This window comes from Mesorhizobium sp. B3-1-7 (assembly GCF_006439385.1).
Classification (GTDB): domain Bacteria; phylum Pseudomonadota; class Alphaproteobacteria; order Rhizobiales; family Rhizobiaceae; genus Mesorhizobium.
The window spans coordinates 101,316-116,041 of sequence record NZ_VFTL01000020.1 but is presented as its reverse complement, the minus strand read 5'-3'; the positions used below and the strand labels follow the sequence as shown (position 1 = coordinate 116,041).

15 protein-coding genes are annotated in these 14,726 nt (G+C 64.8%); 3 read left to right on the top strand and 12 right to left on the bottom strand.

From position 1 onward, the window contains the following. Positions 1-25 precede the first annotated feature (25 nt). The 8 genes from FJ417_RS18020 to FJ417_RS17985 all read right to left on the bottom strand — a co-directional run bounded on the left by FJ417_RS18020 (position 26) and on the right by FJ417_RS17985 (position 9,159). Positions 26-1,012: an ABC transporter permease gene (locus FJ417_RS18020; protein WP_140784413.1), complete on the bottom strand. Its 987-nt coding sequence runs from the start codon at positions 1,010-1,012 to the stop codon at positions 26-28. After that, positions 1,009-1,995: an ABC transporter permease gene (locus tag FJ417_RS18015; protein ID WP_140784412.1), complete on the bottom strand. Its 987-nt coding sequence runs from the start codon at positions 1,993-1,995 to the stop codon at positions 1,009-1,011. The genes FJ417_RS18020 and FJ417_RS18015 overlap by 4 nt, the downstream gene beginning before the upstream one ends. Beyond that, on the bottom strand, positions 1,992-3,536 hold the full coding sequence (locus FJ417_RS18010) for a sugar ABC transporter ATP-binding protein (RefSeq protein WP_140784411.1): 1,545 nt from the start codon (positions 3,534-3,536) through the stop codon (positions 1,992-1,994). The genes FJ417_RS18015 and FJ417_RS18010 overlap by 4 nt, the downstream gene beginning before the upstream one ends. A 199-nt stretch (positions 3,537-3,735) precedes the next feature. Then, positions 3,736-4,770 (bottom strand): ABC transporter substrate-binding protein, encoded by a 1,035-nt coding sequence (locus tag FJ417_RS18005; RefSeq protein ID WP_140642493.1) that lies wholly within the window; start codon positions 4,768-4,770, stop codon positions 3,736-3,738. A 73-nt stretch (positions 4,771-4,843) separates the two neighbouring features. Continuing rightward, positions 4,844-5,755 carry a sugar phosphate isomerase/epimerase gene (locus tag FJ417_RS18000; RefSeq protein ID WP_140784410.1) on the bottom strand — a complete coding sequence of 304 codons (912 nt, stop codon included), beginning with the start codon at positions 5,753-5,755 and terminating at the stop codon, positions 4,844-4,846. Between the two features lie 19 nt (positions 5,756-5,774). Continuing rightward, on the bottom strand, positions 5,775-7,304 hold the full coding sequence (locus FJ417_RS17995) for a mannitol dehydrogenase family protein (RefSeq protein WP_246687485.1): 1,530 nt from the start codon (positions 7,302-7,304) through the stop codon (positions 5,775-5,777). 2 nt (positions 7,305-7,306) lie between these two features. Continuing rightward, a complete protein-coding gene (locus FJ417_RS17990) occupies positions 7,307-8,089 on the bottom strand; it encodes an SDR family oxidoreductase (protein WP_140784408.1) in 783 nt (260 codons plus the stop codon). A gap of 170 nt (positions 8,090-8,259) precedes the next feature. Further along, positions 8,260-9,159 (bottom strand): MurR/RpiR family transcriptional regulator, encoded by a 900-nt coding sequence (locus FJ417_RS17985; protein ID WP_140784407.1) that lies wholly within the window; start codon positions 9,157-9,159, stop codon positions 8,260-8,262. A gap of 314 nt (positions 9,160-9,473) precedes the next feature. Between FJ417_RS17985 and FJ417_RS17980 the strand changes: the two genes are divergently transcribed. Next, positions 9,474-10,658, top strand: coding sequence for a Gfo/Idh/MocA family oxidoreductase (locus FJ417_RS17980; protein ID WP_140784406.1), 1,185 nt, complete (start codon positions 9,474-9,476; stop codon positions 10,656-10,658). A gap of 166 nt (positions 10,659-10,824) precedes the next feature. Here the strand turns inward: FJ417_RS17980 and FJ417_RS17975 are convergent, their stop codons facing one another. Then, a complete protein-coding gene (locus FJ417_RS17975; RefSeq protein WP_140784405.1) occupies positions 10,825-11,004 on the bottom strand; it encodes a hypothetical protein in 180 nt (59 codons plus the stop codon). A gap of 289 nt (positions 11,005-11,293) precedes the next feature. On the opposite strand from FJ417_RS17975, the gene FJ417_RS17970 reads away from it, so the two are divergent. Continuing rightward, positions 11,294-11,728: a hypothetical protein gene (locus FJ417_RS17970; RefSeq protein WP_140642478.1), complete on the top strand. Its 435-nt coding sequence runs from the start codon at positions 11,294-11,296 to the stop codon at positions 11,726-11,728. 187 nt (positions 11,729-11,915) lie between these two features. On the opposite strand, the gene FJ417_RS17965 is transcribed toward FJ417_RS17970, so the two are convergent. The 3 genes from FJ417_RS17965 to FJ417_RS17955 form a co-directional block, all read right to left on the bottom strand. After that, complete coding sequence (locus FJ417_RS17965; protein WP_140651331.1) at positions 11,916-13,106, bottom strand: NADH-quinone oxidoreductase subunit D; 1,191 nt, start codon at positions 13,104-13,106, stop codon at positions 11,916-11,918. A gap of 63 nt (positions 13,107-13,169) precedes the next feature. Next, positions 13,170-13,559 carry a hypothetical protein gene (locus tag FJ417_RS17960; protein WP_226892123.1) on the bottom strand — a complete coding sequence of 130 codons (390 nt, stop codon included), beginning with the start codon at positions 13,557-13,559 and terminating at the stop codon, positions 13,170-13,172. An 87-nt stretch (positions 13,560-13,646) separates the two neighbouring features. After that, positions 13,647-14,258, bottom strand: a complete 612-nt coding sequence (locus FJ417_RS17955) for an alpha-ketoglutarate-dependent dioxygenase AlkB (protein WP_140784404.1) — start codon at positions 14,256-14,258, stop codon at positions 13,647-13,649. A 95-nt stretch (positions 14,259-14,353) separates the two neighbouring features. On the opposite strand from FJ417_RS17955, the gene FJ417_RS17950 reads away from it, so the two are divergent. Beyond that, positions 14,354-14,584 carry a KTSC domain-containing protein gene (locus FJ417_RS17950; protein ID WP_140642469.1) on the top strand — a complete coding sequence of 77 codons (231 nt, stop codon included), beginning with the start codon at positions 14,354-14,356 and terminating at the stop codon, positions 14,582-14,584. Positions 14,585-14,726 lie beyond the last annotated feature (142 nt).

Sequence of the window (14,726 nt, the reverse complement as noted above, 5' to 3'; positions counted from 1 at the left end):
CCTGTCACGGCCACGTCGCTTGGTTCTATCGGTCCTCGACGATCCGCAGATACGCCGCCGTCACGAACAGCACGATGAAGCCGAACAGGATGCGGCGGCCGCCTTCGGGCATTTGCAGGATGGTGAGCAGCGTCGTCAGCACGGTCAGGATCAGCGCGCCGATGATGGTGCCGGTGTAGCCGCCGCGGCCGCCGAAGATCGAGGTGCCGCCGATGACGGCGGCGGCCACGGATGGCAGCACCAGCGGTTCGGCGAGCGACAGCGAGGGCGCCTTGATCAGGCCGATATAGAGCAGGCCGGTGAGGCCGGCGAGCAGGCTGGAGAGAACGTAGAGCGCGGTGATCACCTGCCAGTAGCGCACGCCCGACAGTCTGGCCGCGCGCTCATTGTCGCCGACGGCGTAGAGCAGGCGGCCGAAGCCGGTGCGGTTCAGCATGAAGACGATCAGCACCGCCACCGGCACGAACAGCAGAAGCGCGTTGGGAAAACCGTAGGTGACGCCGGTGCCCAGCCAGCTGAGGAAATCGGGAATCTTGGCGCCGGAGGCGATCACGGTGCGCTGGTAGACCTGCAGGAAGCCGGTGCCGATCAGGCTGGTGCCGAGCGTCATGATCAGAGGATGCACCCGGAACACGCCGACGCCGATGCCGTTGACGAGGCCGATCAGTACGGCGGGCAGCATGGCCAGCAGAAAAGCCACCGCCGGATCCTGGTTGACGATCTGCGTCGCCATGATGAAGGCGCCCATCGTCGCCACCGTGCCGACGGAAAGGTCGATGCCGCCGGTCAGCATGGTCATGGTCTGGCAGCCGGCGAGGATCGCCAGCGGGATGGCGAATTTCGCCGTGTTGGCGAGCCAGCGCTCGTTGACGATGCCGGGGCGCAGCACCTGCAGGATCGCCACGAGGATGATCAAAAGGATGATCAGCGGGATGAGCGGCCGGTCCGCCATGAAGCGCTTGATCCGGCGACCGAACGAGACCGGCTGGGGCATGGTCGCGATGTCGGTCATGGCGTTGCTCCTGCCGGGCGGCTCCGCATGGTGATGAAGGCGCCGAACATGACGACGGCGACCATGATCGCGCCTTCGATGATCGCGGTGACGTTCGGATCGATGGCCAGAAGCGTCAGGTCGGTGCGCACCAGCCTCAGCACGAAGACGGCGATGATCGGCCCGAGCAGGCCGCCCTTGCCGCCGCCGAGCGCGACGCCGCCCAGCACCACCGCGGCGACGCTGGCCAGCAGATAGGGCCCGGGGATGGGCGCGCCGATGCCGGTGCTGACGGTGAGCGACAGGCCGCCAAGCGCTGCGAACAGGCCGGACAGCGCGTAGGCGATGATCCTGGTGCGCGCCACCGGCACGCCGCTGCGGAAGGCGGCGAGCTCGTTGCTGCCGATGGCGTAGATGGAGAGGCCGAGGCGTGAGCGCCTGAGCGGAATCCACACGATGCAGAGGCAGACGACGAGCAGCACCAGCGCCTTCGGCACCCAGGCGTCCGCCCAATCCGGCAGGCCGGGGATCGGCACGGTGCCGATGACGCTTGCCTTCAGCCATTCGGCGGCGGCGCCGCCGGGGGCGCCCAGCACAAGCAGCGCCGCGCCCTGGAGCACGAACAGCATGGCCAGGGTGACGACGATGTCGGGCACCCGGGTGACGACGATGAGGAGGCCGTTCAGCGCGCCGAGCACCAGTCCGATGGCCAGCACGAAGGGCACGACGAACACGGCATATTCCTCGCTGGCGCCGTTCATCATCGAGGCGGCGGTGACGCTGGTCAGCGCCATCATGGCGGCGACCGACAGGTCGATGCCGCCGGCGATGACGACGACGGTCTGGGCCGCGACGGCAAAGGCATAAGGCAGAACCGCGCGCGCCAGCGAACCGAAGTCGCCGCTGCCATAGCCCGGCTGGATCAGCTTGGTGACGACGAAGAGAAAGATCAGCAGGGCGAACAGACCCGCGACCCAACCCTGGTTGCGGAGAAAGCGGCTCATGACGCGGCCTCCGCGCTGGAACCGGGTTTGACCTCGGCAAGGATGCCGACATCCGCCTTGGCGCCGCGCGGCAGCCCGTAGGCTGCGCGCATCAATGCCGCTTCATCGGCTTGCTCGACCGGGAAAGTGTCGACGACGCGGCCGCCGAAGATGACGATGACGCGGTCGCAGACACGCTGCACCTCTTCCATTTCGGAGGTGTAGAACAGCACCGACTTGCCCTGGCCGGCGAGCTCGCGCAGCAGCTTGTAGATTTCCTGCTTGGTGCCGACATCGATGCCGCGCGTCGGGTCGAAGCAAAGGATGGTGCGGGCGTTGGCCGCGATCCAGCGGGCGATGGTCACCTTCTGCTGGTTGCCGCCGGAAAGGCGCTGCACCTCGCCCTGGGCGCGGGTGTCGATCTGCAATCTGGCGATGGCGCTGGAAACCACCACCTGCTCGCGGCGCATGCGGATCGGGCCCCATTTGCGCAACGCCGCGCTGAAGGGCAGCGCGATGTTCTCGCGCACCGAGCGCTGCATGGCCAAGGCCTCGGCGCGGTCGCCCGGCACATAGGCGATGCCGGCCTGGATGGCGTCGCTCGGATGCGAGAATTTCACCGGCGCGCCGTCGACGTCGATGGTGCCGCCGGTCGGACGGATCGAGCCGGCAAGCGCTGCGAAGAGCTCGTCCTGGCCCTGGCCCTCGAGCGCAAACACGCCGGCGACCTCGCCATTGGCGAGATCGAAGGAGACGTCGTTGAGCTTGGTGCCGAGCTGCAGGTTGCGGACCGACAATCGCGGGCGGCGGCCGCCGGCAACCGCCACATCATTTGCCGCGCGCGCGGCGACGTGTGTCTTCTCGATGCGGGTGCCGAGCATCATCTCGACTATTCTTTCTTCGACGCCCGGCTCGATGTCGACGACACCGACCGTGGAGCCGTCGCGCAGCACGGTGGCGCGGTCGCAGAGCGCGGATATCTCGACGAAACGGTGCGAGATGAAGATGACGGAGCGGCCGGCATCGCCCTGGCGGCGCACGACTTCCAGCACCTTCTCGGCAAGGTTCGCGGGCAGAGCCGCGGTCATCTCGTCGAGGAGAAGCACGTCGGGTTCGACGGCAAGCGCGCGCGCCAGGTCGAGCACGCGCAGGATGGCCAAGGGGATATGACGCGCCGTCTCGCGGATATCGAGGTCGGGAATGCCGAGCTCGCGCACCCAGGCGCGGAAAGGCTCGACCGGCGTGCCGGTCAGCCGCAGATTGGACAGGACATCGAGATCGGGGATCAGCGCCGGTTCCTGGTAGACCGGCAGCAGCCCGGCGCGGCGGGCGTCGGCGGGCGAGCGGACATCGAGCTGCTGGCCGCGGATCAGGATGCGCCCGGCGTCCGCCTTGATCGCGCCGGTCAGGATCTTCACCAAGGTCGACTTGCCGGCGCCGTTGGCGCCCATCAGCGCATGCACCTCGCCCGGCAATACGGAAAGCGAGGCGTTGCGCAGCGCGGCAACCGCACCGTAGTTCTTCGCTACGCCTGTGGCGTCGAGGAGGAGGTTGGTGGTCAAAGCTTTCTCGATCCAGAGCGTTTCACCGTTTCATGGAAACGGCGAACCGCTCTATCCTTTGTTTTACGCAATTCCGGACGGAAAACCGCTCACACTTTTCCTGGAATTGCTCGAAGGCTCAAATTATGCGTGCCAAATCAAATGGCAAGGACGCCAGACCTTGGTCCAGCGTCCTCGCGCTTGCGTCCGGATCAGGCGCTTATTCGCCCGGGCCCTTGCAGGCTACGATCTGCTCCTTGGTGTAGGTCGTCCAGTCTGGGATCGAGATCGAGACCGGCCATTCGGGGCTGAGCGACGGATCGACGACGCTCTTCAGCTTGGCCTTGCCTTCGTCGGTGGCGTTTTCCCAGAGCTGCGGCTCGACCAGCACGGTCTGCTGTGCCGGCTTCTTGCCGTCGAGGATCTGCAAGGCGAGCGTCACGCCGGCGCCGCCGATCGAGCCGGGATTGGTGACCGCAGCACCGACCAGGCCCTTGACCGAGCTGAGCTGGCCGACGAAGCCCGCATTGTCGGCGCCGACCACAGGCACCATCGGCGCCTGTTGTTCGACCAGCGCGTCGACAATCACGTTGTCGATGCCAGAGGTCCAGATGCCGTTGATCGGGGTGCCGGTGGCGAGGAAGGACAGGATCTGCTGCTTGGCCTGGTCCTGCTGCCAGCCGGTGAAGACTTCCTGCGCGACTTTCACGTCGGGGAATTCGGCGAGCGCCTTCTTGAAGCCTTTGTCGCGATCTGAGTCGGCCGAAGCGCCGGCGGCGCCGCGCATGTAGAACACCTCGCCCTTGCCGCCCATCTGCTGGAACAGCCACTTGGCGCCGAGATAGGCATATTGTTCCTGGTTGTTGGAGATGATGTAGGCGGACGGCTCAGTCACCGCCTGGTCGACGGCGACGACGACGATGCCGGCCTTGGTGGCTTCCTCGAGGCCGGCCTTGATGCCGGCCGGATCGGCCGGGTTGACGACGATGGCGTCGACCTTGGCGCTGATCAGGTTGCGGATGTCCTCGAGCTGGCCGGCGGCGTCAGTGTTGCGGTGGGCGATGTTGAGCTTCGTCACTTCGCCGGATGCGAGCGCCTGCGCCTTCATCGCGCAGATCATTTCCTCGCGCCAGCCATTGCCCTGCACGGTGTTGGAAATGCCGATCGTATACTTGCCGGCGGCGGCCGAAACGCCCACCGAGGCAAGCAAGGCGGCGCCGGCAAGGAGCGAGGCCACGGTCAGATGTCTTTTCATTTCAGTAACTCCTCCACATTGATCTTTTCAGTTCAGTTCCAGGGCTCCGACGCGGTCGGAGCCAAGCTTTTCGTCATTTGATGAAGGGGCGCAGCACATCGCGGGCAAGCAGGAAACCGCGCTTGACCTTTTCATCCGTCCCCTCGAAGCGCCGGTCCTCATGCTCGATGATGACCGGCCCGTCATAACCGGCCCGGTAGAGGCCCGAAAAAATCCTGCTCCAATCGATGTCCCCAAGCCCCGGCATGCGCGGCACCTGCCAGCCTATGCCAGCCGAAAGGATTCCGCGCTCGTACAAACCATCATGATCAATCATCAGATCCTTGGCGTGCACATGCAGCATGCTCTTGCCGAACTCGCGGATGAAGCGCTCCTTGTCGATCATCTGCCAGACGAGATGCGAGGGGTCGAAGTTCATGCCGACGTCGCCGCCCCAGGCTTCGAGGATGCGGCGCCAGACATAGGGCGAGTAGGCGATGTTGTGCCCGCCCGGCCATTCGTCGTAGCTGAAGATCATCGGGCAGTTCTCGAAGGCGAGCTTCACGCCATGCTCGCGGGCATGGGCGATGATCGCCGGCCAGACCTTCTGCGCATCCTTCCAGTTGGCATCGATAGTCTTCGAAGCGTCGCCGCCGCAGAAGGTGTTGACGAGCGGGACCCCCATGCGGCTCGCCAGCACGATCACTTTCTTCAGATGATCGATCACCGCTTCGCGATGCGCCCGGTCGGGATGGAGCGGATTGGGGTAGAAGCCGAGGCCCGAGATGGCCAGGCCCTTGCCGGCAAGCTCGGCGGCTATGTTCTTGGCCTGCGCGGCCGAGACGTCCACGTCGATATGGCTGGTGCCAGCGTAGCGGCGGCTGGCGCCGGACGTCTTCGGCCAGCAGGCGATTTCCAGCGCCTCGAAGCCGACAGAGCGCGCCCAGTCGGCAACTTCGCCGAGTGGCGTATCCGGAAACGGTGCTGTCAGCAGTCCAAGCTTCATGTTCCCTCCCAGTTGCTAACTATGCAGATCGCGCCGGCTGCTTCAACCGCGCATCGGTTGGCCCAGCGCAGACTTGTCCGACAAAGCCCATCGGATCGCCTGAAAGCAAGCCGTCGAGCCCGGCGACGACATGCGCCCGGAATGTGGCGTTGGCGGCCAAGGACGGGTCGAAGATAGCGTCAATGGCAAGGATCGAATCGACAAGCGCGCTGCTGTCCGCACCGATGCGGTCGGCGATCGCCGCAATTTTCTCGGCAAAGGGGTCGGAAACCTGCCAGGCGCGGCCGAAACGCGCGGACGCCTTGATCAGATAGCCCATCCAGCCGGCGACCGGAACCGACAGCAGCGCAATGCTCTCGCCCTTTGCCAGGCGGTCGCGGATCGGGTTGAGCAGGCGCTGCACGATCTTCTGCGAGCCGTCAGTGGCGATCTGGTGGTTGCGATGGCGGATCGCGGTGTTGGCGAGGCGCGACAGGCTCTGCTCGACATAGGCTGTCAGCGCTATGCCGGGCACGGGCATCAGCGTCGGCAGCGTTTCCTCGGTCAGCATGCGGCGGACAAAGCCTGCCAGAAGCGGGTCGGCGATGGTCTCGAACGTGTGCTCGAAGCCGCCCAAAACGCCGAGATAGCTGAGCGTCGTCTGGGCGCCGTTCAGGACGCGCATCTTAAGATGCTCGAACGGTGTGACATCGTCGACGAAGGTCGCGCCGACGCGGTCCCAACGCGGGACACGGCCGGCGAAGCGGTTCTCGATCACCCATTGGCGGAAGCGCTCGCCCACCACCACGGCGCCGTCGCGGTAGCCGAAGCGCTTCTCGACGGTGTCGATATCGGCTTCGGTCGTCGCCGGCGCGATGCGGTCGACCATGGCCGAGGGGAAGGCGACATTGGCCTCGATCCAGTCCGCCAGCCTCCTGCCGCGCCGCTCGGCGAATGTGCGCACGACATTGCCGAGGATAATGCCGTTGGTGGGGATGTTGTCGCAGGACAGCAGCGTCACCGGCCGGCCATGCGTGGCCATGCGCAGCTCCAGCGCCCTTGCCAGGATGCCTGGCACGCTGCCCGGCGTCTCGGGATTGGCGAGATCGTGCGCGATGTCGGGATGGTCGGGGTCGAGCGCGCCGCTCGACGGAATGTGGCAATAGCCTTTCTCGGTCACCGTCATGGTGACCATCTCGATGTCGGGCGAGGCGAGCACGTCCAGCGCCGGCACCGCACTTTCCTGGCTGTCGACGACGCTAACGATGCTGCCGATGATGCGCGCTTCGACCTCGTCGTTCTGACGGATCAGCCGCGTGTAGAGGCCGTCCTGGCGCCCCAGCGTGTCGGCCAGTAGGGGAGATCGGATATTGATGCCGACCAGTCCCCAGCGGTCGAAATCCTTCGCCAGCAGGTCATCGGTGTATTCGGCCTGATGGCAGCGGTGGAAGGCGCCGACACCGATATGGGCGATTCCAGGCTTCAGCGCGGCGCGATTGTAAGCCGGCTTGCGGACCTCCGACGGTAATCGGCCGAGCAGGGCAGGGCCGAGGTTATCGGGCGACGACACGCTCACCGGTTGGCTCCGATCACCCATTGTTCCTGGTCGATCAGCGCGCCGGTCATCGGGCCGGCAGCATCGGAAAGCAGGAAGACGGCAAGGTTGGCTATGTCGGTCACGGAGAACAGCCGGCCGAAGGGCTGCGTCGCATTGGCCGCGTCGAGCCAGCCCGGCCCCTGGCTGAGCGTCTCGGCTTGCATGACGCGCTCGGCCGGCGTGTCGGTCCAGCCGACATTGATGCCGTTGACGCGGATGCGGTCGAAGCGGTGGGCGTTGGCGGCGTTCTTGGTCAGCGTCGCCAGCGCGCCCTTGGTGGCGGAATAGACGGCAAGCTCCGGCGAGCCGCAATGCGCGTTGATCGACAGGATGTTGACGATCGAGCCGCCCTGTCCGCGCTTCTTCATGTCGGCGATCGCCGCCTGCATCAGGAAGAAGGGCGCGCGGGCGTTGACGGCAAACAGCGATGCCCAATCGTCGAGCGTGGCGTCGACGAAAGAGGCGCGATCGGTCAGCCCGGCGGCGTTAACCAGGCCGTCGATGCGACCGAAGCGTTCGATGCAGGCCTGCGCCAGCCGCGCCGGGGTTTGCGGATCACCGAGGTCGGCGGAAGCGAAGGCGGCAGCGGTGCCCATGGCCGAGAGCTCTGCCGCGGCAGCGTCGCCACGTTCCTGGTTACGGCCAGTGATCAGCAGTCCGGCGGCGCCGGAGCGCGCGGCGATCTCGGCGATCGCCCGGCCGATGCCTTGCGTCGCGCCGGTGACCAGCACCACCTTGCCGTCGAGACGAACCTCCATTCCTCCTCCCGGAACAAAGTTTCCATTTTTTCAAATATGGAACGATGGTTCTCTTTAGTCAATCGTTAGAGCGGTTCGCCGTTTTCATGGAACCGGTGAACCGCTCTATCTCCTTGTCTTTCGCAATTCCGGACGGAAAACCGCTCACGCTTTTCCTGGAATTGCTCTCGTCAACCTGTCCGTTGCGCGACGACGCCGTGGACCAAGGCCATGCCGACCGCGAGCGAGGCGGCGAGCGAACGGAAGCCGCCGAAATCCTGCTCGACCACTTCCAGCCAGGTGTCGGAGAGTTTTACCAGCGGCGAAAACGTGCTGTCGGTGATGGCGACGATGCGCGCCTTGCGCTCACGCGCGACGGCGACGAGGTCGGGCGTGATCGAATTGTAGGGGCTGAAGGAGACGGCCAGCACCGCGTCGCGCGGCGTGATGCAGCCGACCTGGTCCAAGGCGGTCGAGCCGACATTGTCGACCAGCACGTTGCGCACGCCCTGCTGCGAGAGCGTCAGCGACAGATAGGTGGTGACCGGGAAGGCGCGCTTGCTGCCGATCACATAGATCAGCTCGGCCGCTGCCAGATGATCGACCATCGTCTCGAAAGCGGCGATATCGAAATTATTGCCGATGCGGCCGAGCGAGGCCTGGCAGGCACCGACCATGCCATTGAGGAAATGCAGGTTTGCATTCGGTTCCTCGGCCTTGTCCGGGCTGCCTTGCATGTCCGGCCAGGAGCCCTTCATGCGGTCCTTGAACAGGACCTGGAAATCGGAAAAGCCGGAATAGCCGAAGATCTGCGCGAAGCGCACCAGGGTCGAGGGCTGCACGCCGGCCTGGTCCGCCACTTGCGCGATCGTGCCCAGAGCCACGTCGCTCGGATGCTGCCAGAGGAAGATCGCGACCTGGCGAAGCCGTTTCGGGAAATGCACGGTGCCTGACGAGAGCACCGCCCGCAGCTCTTCATAGGTTTGCGGCTTGGTGTAGCCAAGTGCTGCCAGCGACCGGCTCCGCTTTCTCGCCGCCGTCTCCAGACTGTGTGCAGACTGTTCGTCGGCCGCCTTGCCGCGGCCGCTCATAGGATATGCCTCATCGTGACCCCAACCATCGGATGCGTCATCCGATCCCTGCCCTCCGGATGCGGTCCGCTGGATCAGGACGACGTTTCGTTGAGCCGTCGTCCTGATCCGGCTCGTTGTTGAAGCATGGTCTTTTCCGAAAACCGGTTCCCACTTTTCGGGATCATGCTCTAGCTGGACCTGGATCAAAAGCTAACGCGGCACACTCGTTTTACAAAACGAAAAATAGAAATATCATTCGAAAACAACGGCGGTCGGTTACGACGAACATCGGCGACGACCGGCACATCGAACTTGGGAGGATAATCGCAATCATGGTCTATGCAACCGCCGACGGTACGTCGCGTCAACGTCTCCGGGTCGGCATGGTCGGAGGCGGCCGCAACGCCTTCATCGGCGCCGTGCACCGGCTGGCCATGCGGCTCGACGACCAGATCGCACTGGTCGCGGGCGCTTTGTCCTCCGATCCGGAGAATGCCGCGGCCTCCGCCGCGGAGATCGGCATCGCGCCCGAGCGCAGCTATGCCGACTACCGCGCCATGGCGAAGGCCGAGGCGGCGCGGCCGGACGGCATCGAGGCGGTGGTCATCGTCACGCCCAACCATCTGCACGCGCCGGTCGCCACCGCCTTCCTCGAAGCCGGCATCGACGTGATCTGCGACAAGCCGCTGTCGACGACGCTTGCCGAGGCCGAAGCGCTGGTTGCGCTGACCAAAGCCAGGAAGCGCCGCTTCGTCGTCACGCTCAACAACACCGGTTACGCCATGGTGCGCCAGGCGCGCGAGATGGTGGCGGCGGGCGAACTCGGCCGCATCGTGTCGGTGCACGGCGCCTATATCCAGGACTGGCTGACCAAGCCGATCGATGCCGAGGGCCAGAAGCAGGCCGAATGGCGCACCGATCCGGCGCGCGCCGGCCAGTCGGCGGTGCTCGCCGATATCGGCGTGCATGCCTTCAACCTGGCGAGCTTCATTTCCGGTTTCGAGGCCGAGGCGGTTTCGGCAGACCTGTTCACCGCCGTGCCGGGGCGGCGACTCGACGACAACGCGCATGTGCTGCTGCGCTGGACGGACGGGGCGCGCGGCACGATCCTCGCCAGCCAGACCTCGCCCGGCCACTACAACGACCTGTCGATGCGCATCTATGGCGAGAAGGCCGGGCTCGAATGGTCTGGATCGCGGCCGGAGGAGTTGCGCTTCTCCCCCTATGGCGAGGAAACGCGCACGCTGGTGCGTGGCGGCCATGGCTCGACGGCGGAAGCCCGGCGCCTCTCGCGCATGCCGGCGGCGCATCCGGAAGGCTATATCGAGGCCTTCGCCAATTTCTACCGCGACGCCGCCGACATTATTCGCGCGCATCGCGCGGGTGGAACGGTCGATACGGCGCGCGTGGCGCAGATCCCAGATGTTGTCGATGGCGCGCGCGGCGTGAAGTTCGTCGCCGCGGCGGTGGCGTCGAACGCGGCGGGAGGGGCTTGGACGGCGGCGCGGTTCGGGTGATTACCCCTTGATCGCCGAGCCCGTGACGCTGCACGACACCGACGTCATCTACGGCGTCTACCGCGAACGCATGATCGAGGCATAGAAGAAGCACCTGCCGACCTTCCAGGCGACCATGCGTGAGTGATTGCCATGGGCGGCGCTGGAAGCACCGCCCATGAGCCATTCAAGGCCGGCGCCGCCTCGGCGTGGAATGCTTCGGCGGCGTGTCGTTCTCGTCGGGATTGGGGATCGGCTCCTCGTCAGGCAGCCGATCCGGATCCGGCTCGCGCACCGGCTTCGGCTCGGGGATGGGCGGCGTGGGCACCGGCGTGGGAGCCGGGTCCGGATCGGGGAGAATGGCCATCGCGTTTTCCTTCCGCCGGTGCTCTGCTGCGATCCCAACAAGCGGGATGTCCTGCCCGACCTGAAATGATGGAGGTGATCGCCGCACTCGGACGCTTCGTCGGGAGTAATCGGCGGCACAAGCTGGTAGAACGGTCGCGCCCGCGGATGGTTCCAACACGATCGGGCCGCGCGATGGCGGCAGATAATGATCAAATGATTCTACGTGGCTGTTTCGGCTCTTGCCGGCGTCTGTCGGCGCCTTAAATCCCGTTGTGGACGGGGGCCATCTGCCGACACAGGAGACGGCCGTGAAGCACCAAACCCTTGACCAGATCAATGCCGTTGCCGACGTTCATGCCGAAGCACCGGCTCTCATCGCAAATCGCGGCCAGCGCCTTGAACGCTGGGCGCAACTTCTGGAGGACAGTCCGAGCCGCCGCCTCACGGCGCTGGCAGGCACCGAATACGCCGCACCCGACGTGCGTGAAAGAATGCGCACAGACGGATCGGCGATCACCATCGCTTTCGAGGACCCGATCTTTCGCGCGCAAGGCTTGCGCGACGACACTTACGGCGAAGCCAAGCGCTTTTTCGAGATGAGCGACTGGCAGCTGCATGAGGTCGTCTGCCATTGCCATGTCGGCGCCAACATGCCGGCCCGCTGGGCGGCATCGCGCGTGCGGGCGGCGATCTCGCCGGGTGCGGGCATTCTCGCCTGGCTGAGAGCGGTGTTCATGCGTTAAAGCGGTTCACCGTTTCATGGAAACGGCTTTCCGCTCCACCGCTTTGTCCGACGCTATTCCGGACGGAAAAACGCGGGCACTGTCTCTGGAATTGCTCTAGCGCTGGCCGCGATGCCCACGATCGCGACCGTTCAAGACCTCCATGGGAACGACGGAGACGTGGCGGGCTCTCCGCGCTCCCTTTTGTTCAGCGATCGATCTCGCCGAACACGATGTCGAGCGAGCCGATGATCGCCGCGACATCGGCCACCATGTGCCCGCGCGACAGGAAATCCATGGCCTGGAGATGGGCGAAGGACGGTGCGCGTATCTTACAGCGATAGGGAACGTTGCTGCCGTCCGAAACCAGATAGACGCCGAACTCGCCTTTCGGCGCCTCGACCGCGGCATAGACTTCTCCGGGCGGCACGCGGTGGCCTTCGGTATAAAGCTTGAAATGATGGATGGTCGCTTCCATCGAGCGCTTCATGGTGGCGCGCGGCGGCGGCGTGATCTTCTGGTTCGGCACGGCGACAGGACCTTGGCCATCCGATGAACGCAGCTTTTCCAGGCACTGCCGCATGATCCGCACCGACTGGCGCATCTCTTCCATGCGTACCAGATAGCGATCGTAGCAGTCGCCGTGCTTACCGATGGGGATGTCGAAATCCATTTCGGAATAGCATTCATAGGGCTGCGCCTTGCGCAGGTCCCAGGCGGCGCCCGAGCCGCGCACCATGACGCCGGAGAAGCCCAGGCCCCAGGCGTCGTCGAGCGAGATCGCGCCGACATCGACATTGCGCTGCTTGAAGATGCGGTTGTCGGTGAGCAGGCCCTCGAGATTGTCGCAGGCCTGCAGGAACGGATCGCAGAAATCCCAGATGTCATCCAAGAGCTGCCCCGGCAGATCCTGGTGGACGCCGCCGACGCGGAAATAGTTCGCGTGCATACGGGCGCCGGAGGCGCGTTCATAGAACACCATCAGCTTCTCGCGTTCGGCGAAACCCCATAGCGGCGGCGTCAGCGCGCCGATATCCATGGCCTGCGTGGTGACGTTGAGAAGATGCGACAAGAGCCGCCCGATCTCGCAAAACAGCACGCGGATCAGTTGGCCGCGCCGGGGGACGGACAGTTCGAGCAGCTTTTCGGCGGCAAGGCAGAAGGCGTGCTCCTGGTTCATCGGCGCGACATAGTCGAGCCGATCGAAATAAGGCAGAGCCTGCAGATAGTTCTTGTATTCGATCAGCTTTTCGGTGCCGCGGTGGAGCAGGCCGATATGCGGATCGGCACGGTCGACGATTTCGCCGTCCAGTTCCAACACCAGCCTGAGCACGCCATGCGCCGACGGGTGCTGCGGCCCGAAATTGAGCGTGAAGTTACGGACCGCGGCTTCGGTCATGACGACCTCGCAAGAGTGAGTATCGAAGGCGGATCGCGGCCCGTCAGCCGCCGTCCAGCCGGGTCATGCCGTCGTCTGGATGATCAGGGTCAGCGTGCCGTCACCGTCGATGTTGGCGGCGACGACTTGCGAGGAATTCAGTCCGTTGGCATGCAGAACCGACGTCGCCTCGGGCGAGGCGTCGACCGAGCTCTGCAGCTTGGCCAGTTCCTTGGCCGTCGTCCTAGCGACGATGGCCTCGGCCTGAGCTTTCACTTCCGAAGGCAAATCCTCGAATGCGACCACGACAATGTTGGTGACGTTCTGGCCGGCATTGTCCTCGCCAGGCTGGGCCTGGTCGGGGGCGGGCTGCTGGGCCGGAGGCAGGACTTGCGGCGGCTGCGGATCGGCGCGTTGAGCGGAAGCGGGCAGCGCCAATGCCATTGCCGACAGGGTCAGGACTATCGTCAACATGCGCATCGTCTTTCCTTTCCATCGGGAAACCTGACGACACAACCCCGGGGCCGGACGATGGTTCCGGACATTCGCCGGCGCGGCAACTTACGAAGCGCGCATTGTCCGGAAGGTGACGGAATAGCGGTGTTGCTCAACAGGCGGGATGCTGTGCTCCCATTCGTTTCGCGACGGGCCGGCCATGAGATAGACAGACCTGGGCTCAACCTCGATCGTTTCACGATCCCATGCCGCGCCGTTCTTGCGGCGCAGCCGGAAGCTGCAGGGCGCGAGCAGCGAAACGCCGGCGACCAGTTCGAAATGCGGCTTGTCCCGGTGCCAGCCTATGCCGGCACCCGGGCGATACTCGTTGATCAGCACCTGCGCGAATTCGGTGGCCGGGACCGCCGCGAAGGCGGCAACCTTGGCGCGAAGCGGCAGCAGGAAGTCCGGAATCGGCGGCGCTTCGAGCACCTGGCGGCGCTCATAGTCGTAGCGCAGGCCGAAGCCGACGACCTGCCTGTTGGCAAGATGGCCGTGAAAATCGAACGGCTTGAAAGGCAGGCCCTGGATACGACGGACCAGCTCGTGTTCTTCGTCGCGGGTAATCAGGCCTGGCTGGTAGGAGAAGCCTTCGGGCGCGGGCGACAGGCTTGCGGGCGCACCGAAGAGATCGCCCTGGAAATCGTCGTCGTCGGCTCGGCTTTTCAATGAAGTCATGCGGCTCAGATAGGCAGTCGGAGCCCCTGTGCAAGCCGGCGCGGCGGAACCGCGCGGCGCACGACGAATTAAGAGTTGGAAGCAGGAGCCTGCACGTGCCTTCCACCGCGATCCGGAATATCCACTACGATCCGTCGAAGCGGGTCCTTTCGGTATGGTTCGTCCCGACCGGCAAGCGCTATGACTATGAGGACGTAGGACCCGAGGTCTACACGGCTTTCAAGGCGGCTTTCTCAAAAGGACAGTTCTTCAACGAATTCGTGCGCGATCGTTTCAGATATCACCTGGTCGAGCATGAAGGCTCGGCTTGCTCCGAAAAAATATAGAAATCAATCAAGTTAAATGGCGGAGAGAGCGTCTCTCGATTAGGGGCCGACCGAATCCACCCGCCTGCCAGCACTCCTAAGTGGCTCCGAGATTTAAGTGCTTCCGGGATTGGGTTGGAGGGCTAGCCTCGGAACGGCAGCT